Raw genomic sequence first — 17778 nt, 5'->3', positions numbered from 1 at the left:
CAAACAACAGGGCACAAGTCTCGGGGTGCGGAAACACGAGACACCAGAGGGCCGCGAACACGCCGCGCCGAAGGCGCGGCCAAACAACTCAGTGCGCGGCGGCGTCCCAGCTGGGGCCGGTGCCGACCGAGACGTCCAACGGAACCGAGAGTTCGATGGCGGAGGACATCTGCTCACGCGCCAAGGCCTCCAGGGCCTCGCGTTCGCCGGGAGCGACCTCGAACACCAGCTCGTCGTGGATCTGCAGCAGCATGCGTGAGCGCAGTCCCGCGTCGACGATGGCCTTGTGCACATTGATCATCGCCACCTTGATGATATCGGCGGCGGTGCCCTGGATGGGGGCATTGAGGGCCATGCGCTCGGCGGCCTCGCGCCGCTGGCGGTTGCTGTGGTCCAGGTCGGGCAGGTAGCGGCGGCGACCGAAGAGGGTCTGGGTGTAGCCGACCTTGCGGGCCTGTTCGACCACCTCGTGCAGATAGTCGCGGATACCGCCGAAGCGGGCGAAGTAGATGTCCATCTGTTCCTTGGCCTCTTGCGTGCTGATCTTCAGCTGCGTGGACAGGCCATAGGAGCTCAGACCGTACGCCAGGCCGTAGGACATCGCCTTGATACGGCGGCGCATTTCCGGGTGCACCTCGGATATCGGGATGTCGAACGCCTTGGAGGCGACGAAGCTGTGCAGGTCCTCCCCCGAATTGAAGGCCTCGATGAGGCCCTCGTCGCCGGACAGGTGCGCCATGATCCGCATCTCGATCTGGCTGTAGTCGGCGGTCATCAGCGATTCGTAGCCGGGTCCGACCACGAACGTATCCCGGATCATTCGGCCGGTGTCGGTGCGGATAGGGATGTTCTGCAGGTTCGGTTCGGTGGACGACAGCCGGCCGGTGGCGGCGATGGTCTGGTTGAAGGTGGTGTGGATGCGGCCGTTGTCGGCGACCGATTTGAGCAGGCCGTCCACGGTCACCTTGAGGCGGGTGGCGTCGCGGTGGGCCAGCAGATGCGCCAGGAACGGATGCTCGGTTTTCTCGTACAGCGATTCCAGGGCGTCGGCGTCGGTGGTGTATCCGGTTTTGGTGCGTTTGGTCTTCGGCATATCGAGCTCGTCGAACAGCACCACCTGCAGCTGTTTCGGCGATCCCAGGTTGATCTGCTTGCCGATCACGACGTAGGCCGCGTTCGCCGCCTCGGCGACCTTGTCCGCGAATTGCCGCTGCAGCGCCTCCAACCGGTCGATATCGACGGCGATACCGGCATCCTCCAGGGTGGCCAGTACCTCGAACAGCGGCAGTTCCATCTCGCGCAGCAGCGCGGTGGATTCGATATTCGCCAGTTCCTCATCGAGCGCGTCGGCGAGGTCGGCGACGGCGCGGGCACGCAACATCTCCCCCTCGGCGAGCCGGGTGTCGGCGGCGTCCTCCTCGTCGAGCAGCGACAGCTGTGGCGTCTCGTCCGTGTCGGTGCGCAGTTCCCGGCTCAGATAGCGCAGGGAGAGGTCTTCCAGGTCGAAACTGCGCTGGCCGGGGCGGACCAGATAAGCGGCCAGGGCGGTATCGCTGGTGACTCCGCACAGAGTCCACCCGCGCCCGCGTAGTGCATGGACGGCGGACTTGGCCTCATGCAGCGCCTTGTGGACGTCCGGGTCGGCCAGCCAGGTACCGAGGGCCGCCTCGTCCTCGGGAGTCAGCGCGACGATATCGAGGTAGGCGCCCTCGCCGTCGGCGGCGGCGAGAGCGAGCGCACGGATATCGCCGCGGCCGGGCGACCCACTGCCGGATACCGAGATCCCGTGGCGCGCACCGGGTTTCGCGTGTTCGGCCAGCCAGTCGGCGACACTTCCCGGGGTGAGGGCCTGACCGCTGATCCGGAAACCGGCCTCGGCTTCCGGCGTGGGCGCGGCGAGGGTTTCGAACAGCCGGTCGCGCAGCACCCGGAATTCCAGGTCGTCGAACAGCCGGTGGATACGATCACGGTCCCAGGGCCCCCGGGCCAGCTGAGCGGGGGTGTAGGGCAGCGGAACATCGCGCACCATCTCGGTGAGCTGACGGTTGAGCACCACACTGCTCAGATTGGCGCGCAGCGAGTCGCCGACCTTGCCACGCACCTCGTCGACCCGGTCGATGAGGGTGTTCAGATCACCGTATTCGCGAATCCATTTGGTGGCGGTCTTCTCCCCCACCCCGGGGATACCGGGCAGGTTGTCGCTCGGGTCACCGCGCAGCGCCGCGAAATCCGGATACTGGACCGGTGTCAGCCCGTATTTGGCCTCCACCGCCTCCGGTGTGAACCGGGTCAGGTCCGAGACGCCCTTGCGCGGGTACAGCACGGTGACATCGTCGTTGACCAGCTGGATGGAATCACGGTCGCCGGTGACGATGAGCACCCGGTAACCCTGGGGCACCGCCTGGCCGGCGAGGGTGGCGATCACATCGTCGGCCTCGTAGCCCGCCACCGCCAGCACCGGGATACCGAGCGCGCCCAGCACGTCCTTGGTGAGCTCGACCTGGCCGCGGAACTCGTCGGGGGTCGTCAGGCGGTTGGCCTTGTACTCCGGGTATCGCTCCACACGGAAGGTCTGCCGGGAGACGTCGAAGGCGGCGGCCACATGCGTGGGCTGTTCGTCGCGCAGCAGGTTGATCAACATGGCGGTGAACCCGTACACCGCGTTGGTGGTCTGGCCGGTGACCGTTTTGAAGTTCTCCGCGGGCAGCGCGTAGAACGCGCGGTAGGCCAGCGAATGGCCGTCCAGTAGCAGCAGGGTGGGCCGCTCCCCGGAAATATCGGGCGCCTCGGAGACGACGCCGGTGGAGGTGGGCTGCGCTGCTGGTTGCCGGGCGGTCGGTGGGGTCACATCCGAGAGTCTAGGGACCACCCCCGACAGCCCGGGCGGCCGACACCCACCCCGCCCCGGCGCAGCCTCGTCCCCGCATCGCGGGAACGACCGGCGTCACTGCGGCGCGAGGTTCTCCAGGACGACTTCGGCGACCGCTTTCATGGTGGTCCGCCGGTCCATGGCCGTGCGCTGAATCCACTTGAACGCCTGCGGTTCGGACAGCCCCTGCGTCTGCATCAGCACACCCTTGGCCCGCTCCACGAGTTTGCGGGTCTCCAATCGCTCGGCAAGTGTGGCGACTTCGGTCTCCAATGCGGTGATCTCGTGAAAACGACTGGCCGCCAATTCGATAGCGGGCACCAGATCCGATTTCGTGAACGGTTTCACCAGATACGCCATGGCCCCCGCGTCACGCGCCCGCTCCACCAGGTCACGCTGGCTGAACGCCGTCAGGATCACCACGGGCGCAATACGTTTCGAAGCGATCTCGGCGGCGGCGTCGATCCCGTCCCGGCGTGGCATCTTCACGTCCATGATCACCAGGTCCGGGCGTAGTTCCGTCGCCAGGTCGACCGCCTGCTGGCCGTCACCGGCCTCCCCCACGACCTGGTAGCCCTCCTCGGTCAGCATCTCCACCAGGTCCATCCGGATCAACGCCTCGTCCTCGGCGACGACGACACGCTTCGCCCCGGCGTTCGCAGTACTGCTCATAGCTAGACCCCTCTGGTTCCGATGCCTGTCCCGACACAACGGACGCGGACCCGACCAGAAAACCCGGCCGACGATCCGCCGCCACACGATCGAGTGCCATAGAGACTACCGTTCACCCCGGCACGCACCGCATATACCCTGCGTAAACTCCGGGATCATCACTCCGCGGGGACGCCCATTCGGTAAACGGCCTCCACACCGGCTATCATGAGCACCCGGTGCGCCGAGTTGGCGGAACTGGCAGACGCGACGGTCTCAAAAACCGTTGCCCGAAAGGGCGTGTGGGTTCGAGTCCCACACTCGGCACCAGGTGAACAGGCATTTTGCCGACGACCCCATCCCGTTGCCTTACCCAGGCCGCGGATAGTTCGCAGCAGCCGTGTCCGGCCCGGCCTCCCGCCGTCGACTTCGGCTCACCGATTCCCTGCCCGGTTCACCGGCTGTGGTTCCGATCGGGTGACCTGGCCGCGCCGAATGTCCGGCGTCTTCCCGAGCCGGCATCACGCCAACCGACGCTGTCACGCGCTCTACTGCTGGTCGTACTCGTAGAACGCCCGGACGGAGGCTGCGCGACCGAGCCGATCGAGCTCCACGACATCGAGAACACGGTTGCCGTTGTCCCGCCGGTACAGCAGCGCGTACCCACCCGGTCGAGTCAACAGCGCCTCTTCGGTGAACACCAGATTCGGCGCGAGAGCCAACCCGGACTCGAAATGCCTGCGCAGTTCGGCCTTGCCGTGCAGACGCCCATCCGGACGACCCCAACGCCGCGTGACGGTCGAAGCCACGAACTCCACGTCATCGGAGTAGCAGGCCATGATGGCATCGAGATCGCGCGCGTTCCACGCCGTCAACCATGCATCTGCGTGAGCACGAAGATCCATACCCCTATTCTCCCGCTACCGCACACCACATTCACGAGCATCGACTCGCGGGGTCGTTGCGGTACCGGCACCCCGGTCCACGGCATCACACGACGAGACCGACCCCCACCCGCACCACCGCCGGACTGCACGCCGCCCGGGACGATCTGTCGCGGGCGGGGGTGGAAAACATCGCCGATCCGGTCGGCCGTCCGCCGCCGCCTACTGCGAAGTCGGTGACCGGATCACCGAGGCTCTGCGACCGCTGCTGCTCGGCCTGGCCTTTTCCGAACCGCGGTCTGTCGCGGAGCCACGACCCCACGTGGAACACCGGCCCGACACACTCCCGACACACTATCGCAACCGGGTACACAATTCTGGCCCGCCGGGCCAACGCGGCCGATTGTGCGGCAGCGGCCCGCGGCACACGAACGGCCCGACACCGAGCCGTGGCCGGCCGTGCGGTCCGGGCCCGACATGCGACCACGACACAGCGCCCGACCACGGCACAGCGCGGACCCACTGCCCCCATCGACGCCGCGGCACAACGACGGATCCCGGCCGGCCCCCTCCTGCGGCCTATCGAGAAACCTCCGTGTCCGGCGGCCGACCGCGCCGAGCCGATAGTGCGTCCGACCACGCCCACCCCGTGGCCGGCATTGGTGTCGGCTCAGCACGCAGGCCGGTACGCCTGACTCGCGCCACCGGAAGGCACTAGACTGCCCGACGAAGCACACTGCCGTTGAAGGTTCGACACACGACAGGAATCAGGCATGCCGAAACGCATTTCGGATGTTTCGCTTCATGTTTACGTGACACCGGAAACGCTCCAACGGATTGTCGCCACCGTCTGCACGGCATTGGACGACCACCTGTCCGACCGCGATATCTTCGCCTGGCGGTTCACCCTCCCGGTCGCCGACGACGATCCTCGTCACCGGGAATTCGACACCCGGTGGCGCCGCCACAACCCCGACCGTGACCCGGACGGGCGTGCTACCTACGAGATCGCACTGGGGCTGGTGGGTGACCCCGCCGAACTCACCGATACCGATATGACGACACTGGAACGCCGGCTCACCGCGGGCCTCGACGCCGCGGCGACCGGCGTCCCGTTCACCATCAGCGCCCGGCAGCGTATCGATACCGACCGGGAGCCCATCCCCGAACCGATCTGACCGGTCGCCGGCCGGCGCCCCGGAACGGGACGCCGGTCAGTGCCGGGATGGAAAGTGCCGGATCAGACCCTCTTGCACGGTGGTGGCCAACAGGTCCCCACCGCGTGAGTAGAAGCGGCCCGTGGCCAGACCACGCGAGCCCGCGGCGACCGGTGATTCGGTGCAGTACAGGGCCCATTCGTCGAAACGGAACGGGCGGTGGAACCAGATGGAATGATTCACCGTGGCCGCCACGATCCGGTCCAGGCCCCAGGACAGGCCGTGGGTGGTGATGATCGAGTCCAGCACCGTGGTGTCGGACGAATAGCCCAGCGCCGCGACATGGACGAGCGGATCATCGGGCAGGGTACCGTCGGCGCGCATCCACACCCGGTTGTGGTTGAGCCGCTCCCCCGTGCCCTTCAGAATCCAGGCCGGATCGTTCGTGTACCGCATATCGATCGGACGCGGCGCCTTGACGAACATCTCCAGTTTGTCCTCGAATCCCTGGAAGCTCTCCTCCACGCGGGGCAGCGTCTCCGGGTCGGGCACCTCCGGCCGGTCGTGCGCGTGTTCGAGGCCCTTGCCCCAATCCTGGAACGCGGCCAGCATGACGAACAGCTCCTGCCCGTCCTGGCTCGCGGTAACCGTGCGGTTGGCGAAGGCGCGACCGTCGCGGTGCCGGTCCACCCGGTACTCGATCGGCTGCTTCACATCCCCGCCGCGCACGAAATGGGCGTTCACCGCGTGAATCGGGCGGTCGCCGACCGTGCGACCCGCCGCCATGATGGCCTGCGCGACCAACTGCCCACCGAAGGTGCGGCTCCACACCTTCTCCGGGTGCCGGCCGACGAACACGTCATCATCGGTCTGTTCGAGGTCCAGCAGGTCGAGCAGAACCTCGAGATCGCTCGGGGACTTCGCGCGAACGATATCCAACGACGCGGTCACGGCATTACTCCGCGGTGCTCGATCACTTAGTGGTCCTCCTCGCCGATTCGGTGCACATGAATGAGGTTGGTGGAACCGACGGTACCGGGTGGCGAGCCCGCCACGATGACCACCAGGTCACCCTTTCGGTATCGATTCATGCTCAGCAACGCCTGATCGACCTGTTTGATCATGGCATCCGTGCTGCTCACGGTGGGAACGATAAACGTTTCGGTACCCCATGTCAGCGCGAGTTGGCTGCGCACCTCCGGCAAGGGGGTGAATGCCAGCAGCGGCAGGGGGGTGTGCAACCGGGCCAGCCGACGCACCGTGTCACCGGACTGGGTGAACGCCACCAGGGCCTTGGCGTTGAGACGCTCCCCGATATCGCGGGCGGCGTAGGAGATGACACCGCGTTTGGTGCGTGGTACGTGGGTCAGCGGCGGTACCCGGGTGGATTCGGTCTCCACCGCGTACACGATCCGCGCCATGGTCCGCACGGTCTCGATCGGGTATTGGCCGACCGAGGTCTCCCCCGACAGCATCACCGCGTCCGCGCCGTCGAGCACCGCGTTGGCCACATCGGAGGCCTCCGCGCGGGTGGGGCGTGAGTTCTCGATCATCGATTCCAGCATCTGGGTGGCCACGATGACCGGCTTGGCGTTCTCCCGCGCCATCTGGATGGCCCGCTTCTGCACCAGCGGCACCTGCTCCAACGGCAGTTCCACGCCCAGATCGCCGCGGGCGACCATCACGGCGTCGAAGGCCAGCACCACGGCCTCCAGATTGTCGATGGCCTCGGGCTTCTCCAGTTTGCCGATGACGGGGACCCGGCGGCCCACCCGGTCCATCACGTCGTGGACCAGTTCGACGTCCGCGGGCGAACGCACGAACGACAGCGCGATGAAATCCACGCCCAGCTTCAGGGCGAACTCCAGGTCCTCGACATCCTTCTCGGACAGCGCGGGCACCGAGACGTCCATACCGGGCAGCGATACGCCCTTGTTGTTGCTGACCGGCCCGCCTTCGGTGACCCGGCACACCACGTCGTTGCCGTCCACGGCGGTCACGGTGAGGCCGACCTTGCCGTCGTCGACCAGCAACCGGTCCCCGGGCTTGGCGTCGACGGCCAACTGCTTGTAGGTGGTCGAGACACGATCGTGATTACCGTCGATATCGTCGACGGTGATGCGGATCTCTTCGCCCGCTGCCCAGACGGTACGTCCCTCGGTGAACCGGCCCAACCGGATCTTCGGCCCCTGCAGGTCCGCCAGGATGCCGACGGCACGGCCGACGTGCTCGGACGCCTGCCGCACCTTCTTGTAGTTCTCGGCATGGTCGGAGTGCTCGCCGTGGCTGAAATTCAGCCGAGCGACGTCCATACCGCTCTCGACGAGTTCTCGAATACGGTCCTCGGTGGCAGTGGCCGGTCCGAGGGTGCACACAATCTTCGTCCGTCGCATCACGAGTCGAGCCTAACCGCGCCCGGTCGGGACGGCGCGCTGCGGCCGGTGTGAATCGCGAGTAATCGGTGGGCCGGTCGCACCGTCAGTCGCGCAGCGGGCGCCCGTAGCTGTCGGTTACCTTGCCGGTCAGCATCATGATCCCGTCGATCAACGGCCAGATACCGCCGAGACCACAGGTCAACCAGGTGGCCGCGATTTGCCCGATGGCCATGCCATTGTGGCCGGTGTAGAACCGGCCCGCGCCGAAGGCGCCGAGGAAGATCTGCAACAGGCCCGCGACCAGCTTCTGCTTGTCGGAATACGGCACACCGTTCCAGTCGCGGCCGTACGGGGCCTCCGGATCGGCCGGATTGTAGCCCATCGGCTGCGGCTGGCCGTAAGGGCCGGAGGGGTAGCCGGGCTGTGGCTGGGGCTGCGACGGGTACTGGCCCGGCACACCGGGGCCGGTACCGGGCGGGCCGTACTGCGGGCCACCCTGCGGATAGTTCTGGTACGGATCGGTCATCGGTTTCCTCCTGTGTTCGGGCCCCCGGTAGCGGAGGACAACCCGGTGCTCTCCTCCCCGACGCAAGGCCACGCCAGATTCTGCCCGAGTTCGGCGCTCGGTGCGCAATGGGGAAGGTCGGTGCCGGTGACAACATCCGCGTTCTCCGGTTTCCGGCGCGGGTGGCTGCCCGGCCGAGTTGGTCGATCGATGTACTCGCGAGTGGTGGGGCGGCGCCGCACGGGCGGCGGGACAGGTATCGGCACCGTCGCGCGGCGGTGCCGATACACGCTTTCCCATTGGATCGCCGGTGAGCCCGGCCTCGTTTCACGGGTGAGGCGAATATCGGAAGCAGAATCACCCCCCCCGGACCTGCGAGCCGGCCGCCCGATACCGCTAAGCGCGAGTTCGTCCCGCCTTTTCGTCCGTCGTGTCCGACACATCGGCGGGGTCGTCCGCCGGACTCGCCTCGCCCGACCCCGCTTCCGGTCCGGTGTCGGACTTCTCCGCGTCATCGGCGGTCTTCGCCTCGTCGGCACCCTGTGCACCGGAATCCATCGCACCCGGCTCTTTCGCAGCGGAGCCCTCCGGAGACGAGTCCTTCACCTCCGGATTCAGGTCCTTCGCATCCGAGGTCGAGTCCCCGCTGTTCGGGTCGACGCCCGGGTCCCCGTCGAGGTCGGAGTCCTCCGCGTCGACGCCCGCCGCGTTCGATTTGCTCAGGCCGGGTTTCTTCGTCTCCGCCTCCGACGAGCCCGGCTCCACGCCGTCGACGCGATCGGCCGGCTTCGCCCCGGACGTCTCCCCGGCCTGCCGCAACGCACGCGGCTGCCACGGCCACGGATGGTTCATCGCCCCGGGCTGCAGTTGGGCGGGAGTTTCCCGGCCCTTGGTGGCGAGCAGGAAGTAGGCGAGGGCGGCCAGGAACACCAGGGCCGAGGTGAACGAGTTGATGCGGATACCGGCGATCAGGGTGGCCTCGTCGTCGCGCATGAGTTCCACGAAGAATCGGCCGAAACTGTAGCCGGCCACGTAGAGGGCGAACAGCCGGCCGTGGCCGATACGGAAGTGTCGGTCCGCCCAGAGCAACAGCAGTACGACCAGCACGTTCCACAGCAGCTCGTACAGGAATGTCGGGTGCACGATCTTCTGCACCTCGCCGGAGGACACGCCGTTCATCATGTCGAGCTTTCCGGCATCGTCGAACCGCAGGAAGATCTGCAGCCCCCACGGCACATCGGTTTCCCGGCCGTACAGTTCCTGGTTGAAATAGTTGCCGAGCCGGCCGATGGCCTGGGCCAGCAGGATGGGCGGGGCGACGGCGTCGCCGAGGGCGGGCAGCGGGATCCGGTAGATCCGGCAGGCGAGCCAGGCACCGATACCACCGAGGAAGACCGCACCCCAGATACCCAGGCCGCCCTGATAGATCTTCAGAACATCCATCGGGTCGCCGTCGGCGCCGAAATATTTCTGCCAATCGGTGGCGACATGGTAGAGCCGGCCGCCGATCAGACCGAACGGCACGGCGAACACGGCGACATCCAGGATGGTCCCGGGCTCTCCGCCGCGCGCCTGCCAGCGCCGCTCGCCCCACCAGATGGCGACGACGATTCCGATGATGATGCAGATCGCGTACGCCCGCAGCGGGAACGGCCCCAGCTGCCAGACCCCCTGTGGTGGACTGGGGATATAGGCCAGCACGTCGGCGACGCCGGCATACGGTACGGATCCCTGCGGGGCCCGAATAGTCGAAACGGTATCGGCCAGGACTTGAACGGTCACGGGGCCACCGTAGTCCAGCCGGTCACGATGGCAAGTCCGACGGTCGTCTCCCGCGCGTCTTCCCGGCTATCGGCCCCCGCCGTGCTCAACCCCGTCGGGGGCCGCGAACACGCCCGCGCGAATGCGCGGGCCGGATCAACCGGCCACCGTGGCCGACCGAACGCCCTCGGCGAGTTCCGCGGTCAACCGGCGTACCGCGTCCAGGCCGTCGGCGGCCGCGGTCACCAATGCCGACCCGACGATCACCCCGTCGGCGTATCCGGCGATCTCGGCGGCCTGGACGCCGGAGCGCACCCCCAGCCCCACCCCGATCGGAATATCGCTGTGTGTGCGAATCCGGGCGCACAGCGCGGGCGCCATGGACGACACCGACTTGCGGGCGCCGGTGACGCCCATGGTGGAGGCGGCGTAGACGAATCCGGAACTCGCCTCGATGGTTTTGACCAGACGTTCCTCGGTGGACGACGGAGCGACCAGGAAGATACGGTCCAGTTCGTGGGCGGCGGAGGCGACGAACCAGTCGTCGGCCTCCTCCGGAATGAGGTTCGGGGTGATGAGGCCCGAGCCACCGGCGGCGGCCAGATCACGGGCGAACCGGTCGACGCCATATTTGAGTACCGGATTCCAGTAGGTCATCACCACGGCTCGGGCGTCGGCATCGGCGACGGCCTGGACCACGGAGAACACGTCGTGGACCCGCACCCCGCCGCGCAGCGCCTGTTCGGCGGCGGCCTGGATGGTGGGACCGTCCATCACCGGATCGGAGTAGGCGACGCCGACTTCGACGATATCGCAGCCGGATTCGACCATGGCCTGTACAACGGCGATGGAACCCGCCAGATCCGGATAGCCCGCGGGCAGATAGCCGATGAGCGCGGCCCGGTGCTCGGCGCGGCAGGCCGCGAAGGTCGCCGTGAGGTGGGACTGCTCGATCACCGGTCGTTCTCCTTGCCGTCGGCCGCGGTATCCCCGGAGCCGGCGTGGTCGCCGGGTTCGTCGAAGAGACCGAACCAGCGGGCGGCGGTATCCATATCCTTGTCCCCCCGCCCGGACAGGTTCACCAGGATGATCGAGCCGGGCCCCAATTGTTTGCCGAGTTCCAGGGCCCCCGCCACGGCATGCGCCGATTCGATCGCCGGGATAATGCCCTCGCTGCGGCTGAGCAGCAGCAGGGCGTCCATGGCCTCGGCATCGGTGACCGGCCGGTATTCGGCGCGCCCGATGTCCTTGAGGTAGGCGTGCTCCGGTCCGACGCCGGGATAGTCCAGACCGGCGGAGACGGAATGCGATTCGATGGTCTGACCGTCCTCGTCCTGCAGCAGGTACGAGTAGGCGCCCTGGAACGCACCGGGCGTGCCGCCGGTGAAGGTCGCGGCATGGCGTCCGGTGTCGACGCCGTCACCGGCCGCCTCGTAGCCGACCAGCCGGACGTCCGGGTCGTCGAGGAAGGCATGGAAGATGCCGATCGCGTTGGAGCCGCCGCCGACGCAGGCGGCCACCGCGTCGGGCAGTCGGCCGGTCATGGCCTTGACCTGTGCGCGGGCCTCCAAACCGACGATGCGTTGGAAATCGCGGACCATCATGGGGAACGGGTGCGGTCCCGCGGCGGTGCCGAAGCAGTAGTAGGTGTCCTCGGCGTTGGTCACCCAGTCGCGCAGGGCCTCGTTGATGGCGTCCTTGAGTGTCTGCGATCCCAGTGTCACCGAGACGACCTCGGCGCCGAGCAGCCGCATTCGGGCCACATTGAGCGCTTGCCGAGCGGTGTCGACGGCGCCCATGTAGATCACGCAACGCAGGCCGAGCAGCGCGCACGCGGTGGCGGTGGCCACCCCGTGCTGACCGGCACCGGTTTCGGCGATCACCCGCTGCTTGCCCATGCGTTTGGCCAGCAACGCCTGCCCGAGCACATTGTTGATCTTGTGCGAGCCGGTGTGGTTGAGATCCTCCCGCTTGAGCAGGATCCGGGCGCCGCCCGCGTACTCGGTCAGACCGGTGCACTCGAACACCGGCGACGGGCGCCCGGTGTAGTCGCGCTGTAGGCGGTCCAGTTCGGACAGGAAATCCGGATCCAGGCGGACCTTGTCGTATTCGGCGGTGACCTCCTCGATCACCGCCATCAACGCCTCGGGAACGTGCCGACCGCCGTAGACACCGAAATGACCGCCCGCGTCGGGCTCGTGCCCGCTGCGATGCGAGATCCCGTCACTGGCCTGGGGCAGGGCGTCGGGAGCGGTCCGTCCGGTCGCTGCCATCACCGCCCCCGACGCGCCGGTTTGGGGCAGGAAGGGTGCGTGCCCGCGGTTACCAGCTCCGACACCGCGGCACGCGGATCGCCACTGGTCACCAGGCCCTCGCCGACCAGCACCGCGTCCGCGCCCGCACCCGCGTAGGCGAGCAGGTCGGCGGTGCCGCGGACACCGGACTCGGCGATCCGGACGATCTCGGTGGGCAGTCCGGGCGCGATCCGGGCGAAGCAGTCCCGGTCCACCTCCAAGGTCTTGAGGTTGCGCGCGTTCACCCCGATCACCGAGGCGCCGGCGGTGAGCGCGCGGTCGGCCTCCTCCTCGGTGTGCACCTCGACCAGCGCGGTCATCCCCAGCGATTCGGTGCGGTCGATGAGCGAGGCCAGGGTGTCCTGTTCCAGCGCGGCCACGATCAGCAGGATCACGTCCGCACCGTGCGCACGGGCCTCGTGGATCTGGTAGGGGCCGACCACGAAATCCTTGCGCAGCACCGGAATGTTCACGGTGGCGCGAACGGCGTCGAGGTCGTCGAGCGATCCGTGGAAGCGGCGTCCCTCGGTGAGCACGCTGACGATACGCGCGCCGCCGTCCTCGTAGGCCTTGGCCAGGCTCGCCGGATCAGTGATCGAGGCGAGGGCACCCTTCGACGGGCTGGCCCGCTTGACCTCGGCGATCACGCCGATGCCGTCTTCGAGCAGGGCTGCCTTCGCGTCCAACGGCGGCGGCGCGGCGGCCGCGGCGGCCTTGACCGCGGCGAAGTCCAGCAGGGCTTCCCGAGCGGCCACATCCGAGCGGACCCCGTCGAGAATCGAGTCGAGTACCGTCATCTGGCTCGAATCCTTTCTGGGGAGACGCGAGTACTGCCGGAGAATTTCCCCCAGGCGCTGTCTCACCGATGCTGATCAAGAGTAAAGGGAGCGTTGTCGGGGCTTTACGTCGGGGGCGGGTCCGTTCGAAACGAAACCCGAATGTGGTGCAATTCATGGTTACACGAGACCGGGGACAGGGCGAGCACCCCCGCCCGCGACCACGTGACCAGGGCAGGTCTCCGGCGTGTCGGATACCACGGCTCCGGCCCGGCAGCCGCGGTCTGCGGGTGCCGGATCCGCGGGCGGCCACTACCGGGCGTGTCGGTCCCCGCCGTCGGTCGGATCGTCGCCGCGGCCGGTATCGGCTTCACCCCCACGGGCCGCCGAACCGTCCGGCTTCTCCGCGGGCGTGTCCGCACGGTCGCCGGACGCGGATGTCGTGGCGTCGGGATCCCGGTCCGCGGTATCGGACTCGGTGGGGTCGGTACCGGCGTCCAGCGCGTCCCAGAGCACCCGTTCGGAGACCGGCTCGGCGGTGGGTGCGCCGCTGTGGCGCTTGGTGACCAGATCGGTGGCCGCGGCGCGTCGGAACACCGGATTGTCGTACTTGCCGGACAGGCGTGTGGTGCGTTCCGGCATCCGGGCCAGCAATACCCCGGCGAGGAAGGCGGCCACCGCGCCCACCATGGCCAGCAGGGCCGGACCGGTGGAGGTCACTACCTCCTGGACCGCGGCGCGGCCCGGCAGTTCGGCCAGGGCGGCCGCGCGTTCGGCGGTGGCCCCGGAACCGTTCAGCAGGGCCAGCGGCGGAACGGCCGTGATCGCCGCGGCCATTGCGATGATCACCCCGACCACCCGGCGTGGCCAGCCGCGGGTACCCAGAACGGCGGCGACGGCGGCAAGCAGCATCAGGGCCAGCGGAGTGAGGGCGCCGAACCACACGCCGCCGTCGATTTCGTCGGTGCGCGGTTCGGTGAGGCCGTCGGCCGAGGTGACGGTGACCCACGTCAGCCGGGACGAACCCCACAGCGCGGCGGCCGCGACAGCCAGCAGCACGAGCGGGACGACGGGACCGCGGCCGCGCGAGGCGGCACCGGAGGATGCGGCCGTCTCGTCCGCCGGCGTCCCGGCCCCGGGGTCCGCACCGGGGCCCCCGGACGCCCCCCCGCCCGGCTCCGGGGTCGGCTCGGGCGGGTTGGCCGGATCCGTCATAGTCCCACCGTTTCCCCGGATACCGCGGCGGAAGTACCCGCGGCCACCGAGGAATGTCCGTTGCCGGTCTCCATGTCCTCGCCGAAGGCGTGCACCGTTTCGGCCGCCGCGACGGCGCGCAGCACCGCCATGGCCTTGTTCCGGGATTCGGTGTCCTCGTATCCGGCCTCGGAGTCGGCCACGATCCCCGCACCCGCCTGAACGTAGGCGACACCGTCTTTGAGCAGGGCGGTGCGGATGGCGATGGCGGTATCGGCGTCGCCCGCGAAGTCCAGATAACCGATCACCCCGCCGTAGACGCCGCGCCGGGTGGGTTCGAGTTCCTCGATCAGTTCCATGGCCCGCACCTTGGGCGCACCGGACAGGGTGCCCGCGGGGAAACAGGCCCGCACAGCGTCCAGGGCGGTCCGGCCGGGGGCCAGGTGCCCGCTCACCGTGGAGACCAGGTGCATGACGTGGCTGTACCGCTCGACGTGCCGGTACTGGCCCACCCGCACCGTACCGGGTATGCAGACCCGTCCGAGATCGTTGCGACCGAGATCCACCAGCATCAGATGCTCGGCGTTCTCCTTCTCGTCCGCCAGCAGACCCTTCTCCAGCAGCAGATCGTCCTCCTCGCCGGCACCACGCCAGCGGGTGCCCGCGATCGGGTGCGTGGTGGCCACGCCGTCCTTCACCGTCACCAGGGATTCCGGGCTGGAACCGACTATGGAGAACGCGGTGCCGCCGGCGGAGTCGGGGATGTGCAGCAGGTACATGTACGGGCTCGGGTTGGCCGCGCGCAGCATCCGGTACAAATCGATCGGGGTGCCGCCGTAGTCCATCTCGAACCGCTGCGACAGCACCACCTGGAACGCCTCACCCGCCTCGATCTCCCGCACCAGGTGTCGCACCCCGGCCCCGAACTGTTCCGGGGTACGGGAGCGGCGGAACACCGGCTCGGGCTGATCGAACACCGATACCGTGGACGGCGCGGGCGCGGCCAGCGCGGCGGTCATCCGGTCCAGTCGGGCGACGGCGTCGTCGTAGGCCTCGTCGACGCGTTCGGCGGTGCCGTTCCAGTTGACCGCGTTCGCGATGAGGGTGATCGCGCCCTCGTGGTGGTCGAAGGCGGCCAGGTCGGTGGCCAGCAGCAACACCATCTCCGGCAGCCGCAGGTCGTCGACGGCGATCTCGGGGAGGCGTTCCATACGCCGCACCGCGTCGTAGCCGAGGTATCCGACCATACCGCCGGTGAGCGGCGGCAGTCCGGGCAGACGTTCGGTGCGCAGCAATTCCAGGGTTTCCCGCAGGGCGTCCAGCGGGTCGCCGCCGGTCGGTGCGTCCGCGGGGGTGACGCCCAGCCAAGCGGCGGCGTCGTCCACGACGGTCAGCGCGGACGGACTGCCCGCCCCGATAAATGACCAACGCGACCAGGATCTGCCGTTTTCCGCGGATTCGAACAGGAAGGTCCCCGCCCGATCACCGGCCAGTTTGCGATAGGCCGACAGGGGGGTCTCCGAATCCGCCAGCACCTTCCGGGTCACCGGGACAACGCGGTGTTCCGCGGCCAGTTCTCGGAAACGTTCGCGGGTTGTCGTGGAAGAGAGCACACCGTGCATCCGCCCATCATCCCAGGACGGCTCGAGGACCGCTCGTCACACCCCGCCTGGTAGGGCGGGCACCGGTAGCGTCGCCGTATGAGAACCGGACAACTCGCTCCCGCATTCGAACTCCCCGACCAGACCGGCACCCGGCGTTCCCTGGACGATCTGCTGGCCGCGGGCCTGCTCGTCCTGTTCTTCTATCCGGCCGCGAACACCCCGGTGTGCACGGCGGAGGCCTGCCATTTCCGCGATCTGAGCGCCGAGTTCGCCGAACTGGGCGCGAGCTGCGCCGGGATCAGCACCGACGCGGTGGACACCCAGGCCGGTTTCGCCGGCGCCCAGCGGCTGGACTATCCGCTGCTGTCGGACACCGACGGGTCGGTGGCGCGGCGATTCGGCGTCAAACGCGGACTGTTCGGCCTGCTGATGCCGGTCAAACGGCGCACCTTCGTCATCGACCGCGATCGGCGGATACTCACCGTGGTGAGCGGTGAACTACGCGCGAACATACACGCCGACGAAGCGCTGAGGTTCCTGCGGGAGCGGTCGGCGTCCTGAATTGTCGCGTTCGCCGCGAGTCGGTGACCGGGCTCGAGGGACCGCTGTGTGAATGACCTCACGTCCGAGTGAGAACTGTCATTCACACCTCCCACACGAGCGAGCGAAGCCGTGGCAAACTCGAGAGAGCGGGTGACTGAATTCGAACCACGTCACTTGTCTGGAGAGAAGGCACACGTGACGAAGTGGCTGAGCCCTGTCGAGGAACGTGCGTGGCGCTCTATCGTCGCGCTGATGACCCGGCTTCCGGGTGCGCTGGACACCGAACTCCAGCGCGAATCCGGCGTGACGCATTTCGAGTACTGGGTCCTGACCCTGTTGTCGGAAGCTCCCGAACGCCGACTGCAGATGAGCGAGCTCGCCCACAGGGCAAATTCATCGCTATCACGGCTTTCTCATGTGGTCTCCAAGCTGGAACGGATGGGTTGGGCGCGCCGCTCGTCGACCAGCGGCCGGCGCGGAGTCCAGGCGGTGCTCAGCGAGGCGGGACATCGAAAGGTGGTGGAGGCCGCCCCCGGCTATCTGGACATGATCCGACGACTGGTGTTCGACGGCCTCGACACCGACCAGACGACCACCCTGGCCGAACTCGGCGAGGCGCTCAACACCCAGTTGGCCGTCGGGATCGAACGCGCCCCCTACCCGTCCCCCGACAACTGACCCGAGCTCGCGCCGGTCCGGGCACGTCGGCGAAGACGGGTATCAGGAGTCGGTCAGCAGTACATCGATATCGAAACAGGTGTGGGTCCCGGTGTGGCAGGCCGCGCCCTGCTGATCCACCACCAACAGGACGGTGTCACCGTCGCAGTCCAACCGCACCTCGTGCACGTACTGGGTGTGCCCGGAGGTCTCGCCCTTGACCCAGTGCCGCCCGCGCGACCGCGAGAAGTAGGTGGCCCTACGGGTTTCCAGGGTGCGGGCCAGCGCCTCATCGTCCATCCAGGCGACCATCAGCACATCGCCGGTGCTCCGTTCCTGCGCCACCGCGGCCACCAGACCGGCGTCGTTGCGCTTGAGGCGGGCGGCGATAGCGGGATCGAGGCTCATGGTGTCCCTTTATACCGAGGAGGGCACCACGGTGGTCGTGCGGGCCGGTTCGCCGAGCAGGCGCCATGTGGCGGCGGTTGCCCCCGGGGGGGCGGTTCGG

The 17778-nt window shown here is 68.1% G+C and carries 15 protein-coding genes, 1 tRNA gene and 1 pseudogene; 4 read left to right on the top strand and 13 right to left on the bottom strand.

All coding sequences use genetic code 11. The features are described 5' to 3' along the window. Positions 1-88: 88 nt before the first annotated feature. A complete protein-coding gene (gene polA, locus ON20_RS09255) occupies positions 89-2776 on the bottom strand; it encodes a DNA polymerase I (RefSeq protein WP_040834737.1) in 2688 nt (895 codons plus the stop codon). A 168-nt stretch (positions 2777-2944) separates the two neighbouring features. After that, on the bottom strand, positions 2945-3541 hold the full coding sequence (locus ON20_RS09250) for an ANTAR domain-containing response regulator (RefSeq protein WP_040834604.1): 597 nt from the start codon (positions 3539-3541) through the stop codon (positions 2945-2947). 222 nt (positions 3542-3763) lie between these two features. On the opposite strand from ON20_RS09250, the gene ON20_RS09245 reads away from it, so the two are divergent. Beyond that, positions 3764-3850, top strand: a tRNA-Leu gene (locus ON20_RS09245). A 218-nt stretch (positions 3851-4068) separates the two neighbouring features. Here the strand turns inward: ON20_RS09245 and ON20_RS32980 are convergent. Continuing rightward, positions 4069-4425, bottom strand: coding sequence for a YybH family protein (locus ON20_RS32980; RefSeq protein WP_083864774.1), 357 nt, complete (start codon positions 4423-4425; stop codon positions 4069-4071). 752 nt (positions 4426-5177) lie between these two features. On the opposite strand from ON20_RS32980, the gene ON20_RS09230 reads away from it, so the two are divergent. After that, positions 5178-5582 (top strand): hypothetical protein, encoded by a 405-nt coding sequence (locus ON20_RS09230; protein WP_040834601.1) that lies wholly within the window; start codon positions 5178-5180, stop codon positions 5580-5582. A 36-nt stretch (positions 5583-5618) separates the two neighbouring features. Here the strand turns inward: ON20_RS09230 and ON20_RS09225 are convergent, their stop codons facing one another. The 9 genes and pseudogenes from ON20_RS09225 to ON20_RS09185 form a co-directional block, all read right to left on the bottom strand. Continuing rightward, complete coding sequence (locus tag ON20_RS09225) at positions 5619-6512, bottom strand: acyl-CoA thioesterase (protein WP_438803395.1); 894 nt, start codon at positions 6510-6512, stop codon at positions 5619-5621. Positions 6513-6538: 26 nt separating this feature from the next. After that, positions 6539-7957 carry a pyruvate kinase gene (gene pyk / locus ON20_RS09220; protein ID WP_174361875.1) on the bottom strand — a complete coding sequence of 473 codons (1419 nt, stop codon included), beginning with the start codon at positions 7955-7957 and terminating at the stop codon, positions 6539-6541. A gap of 82 nt (positions 7958-8039) precedes the next feature. Beyond that, positions 8040-8462: a TM2 domain-containing protein gene (locus ON20_RS09215; RefSeq protein ID WP_040834599.1), complete on the bottom strand. Its 423-nt coding sequence runs from the start codon at positions 8460-8462 to the stop codon at positions 8040-8042. Between the two features lie 837 nt (positions 8463-9299). Further along, a pseudogene (gene lgt / locus ON20_RS38655) lies at positions 9300-10187 on the bottom strand (prolipoprotein diacylglyceryl transferase); the annotation flags it as partial. Between the two features lie 171 nt (positions 10188-10358). Continuing rightward, the gene (trpA, locus tag ON20_RS09205) at positions 10359-11159 is read right to left on the bottom strand and encodes a tryptophan synthase subunit alpha (protein ID WP_040834598.1); all 801 of its coding nucleotides are present in this window, start codon (positions 11157-11159) and stop codon (positions 10359-10361) included. Continuing rightward, positions 11156-12475 carry a tryptophan synthase subunit beta gene (gene trpB / locus ON20_RS09200; protein ID WP_051161983.1) on the bottom strand — a complete coding sequence of 440 codons (1320 nt, stop codon included), beginning with the start codon at positions 12473-12475 and terminating at the stop codon, positions 11156-11158. The genes trpA and trpB overlap by 4 nt, the downstream gene beginning before the upstream one ends. Further along, positions 12475-13293: an indole-3-glycerol phosphate synthase TrpC gene (gene trpC, locus ON20_RS09195; protein WP_040834596.1), complete on the bottom strand. Its 819-nt coding sequence runs from the start codon at positions 13291-13293 to the stop codon at positions 12475-12477. The genes trpB and trpC overlap by 1 nt, the downstream gene beginning before the upstream one ends. A 291-nt stretch (positions 13294-13584) precedes the next feature. After that, positions 13585-14487 carry a TIGR02234 family membrane protein gene (locus tag ON20_RS09190; RefSeq protein WP_083864770.1) on the bottom strand — a complete coding sequence of 301 codons (903 nt, stop codon included), beginning with the start codon at positions 14485-14487 and terminating at the stop codon, positions 13585-13587. Beyond that, positions 14484-16079, bottom strand: a complete 1596-nt coding sequence (locus ON20_RS09185) for an anthranilate synthase component I (protein WP_438803394.1) — start codon at positions 16077-16079, stop codon at positions 14484-14486. The genes ON20_RS09190 and ON20_RS09185 overlap by 4 nt, the downstream gene beginning before the upstream one ends. Before the next feature lie 87 nt (positions 16080-16166). Between ON20_RS09185 and ON20_RS09180 the strand changes: the two genes are divergently transcribed. Both ON20_RS09180 and ON20_RS09175 read left to right on the top strand, forming a co-directional pair. Then, the gene (locus tag ON20_RS09180) at positions 16167-16631 is read left to right on the top strand and encodes a peroxiredoxin (RefSeq protein WP_040834593.1); all 465 of its coding nucleotides are present in this window, start codon (positions 16167-16169) and stop codon (positions 16629-16631) included. A gap of 234 nt (positions 16632-16865) precedes the next feature. After that, a complete protein-coding gene (locus tag ON20_RS09175; protein WP_245547144.1) occupies positions 16866-17291 on the top strand; it encodes a MarR family winged helix-turn-helix transcriptional regulator in 426 nt (141 codons plus the stop codon). Between the two features lie 42 nt (positions 17292-17333). Here the strand turns inward: ON20_RS09175 and hisI are convergent, their stop codons facing one another. Next, positions 17334-17678: a phosphoribosyl-AMP cyclohydrolase gene (gene hisI / locus ON20_RS09170; RefSeq protein WP_040834591.1), complete on the bottom strand. Its 345-nt coding sequence runs from the start codon at positions 17676-17678 to the stop codon at positions 17334-17336. Positions 17679-17778 lie beyond the last annotated feature (100 nt).

This window comes from Nocardia brevicatena NBRC 12119 (assembly GCF_000308495.1).
In the GTDB taxonomy this organism is placed as follows: domain Bacteria; phylum Actinomycetota; class Actinomycetes; order Mycobacteriales; family Mycobacteriaceae; genus Nocardia; species Nocardia brevicatena.
This window is presented reverse-complemented; position numbering and strand designations above follow the sequence as displayed.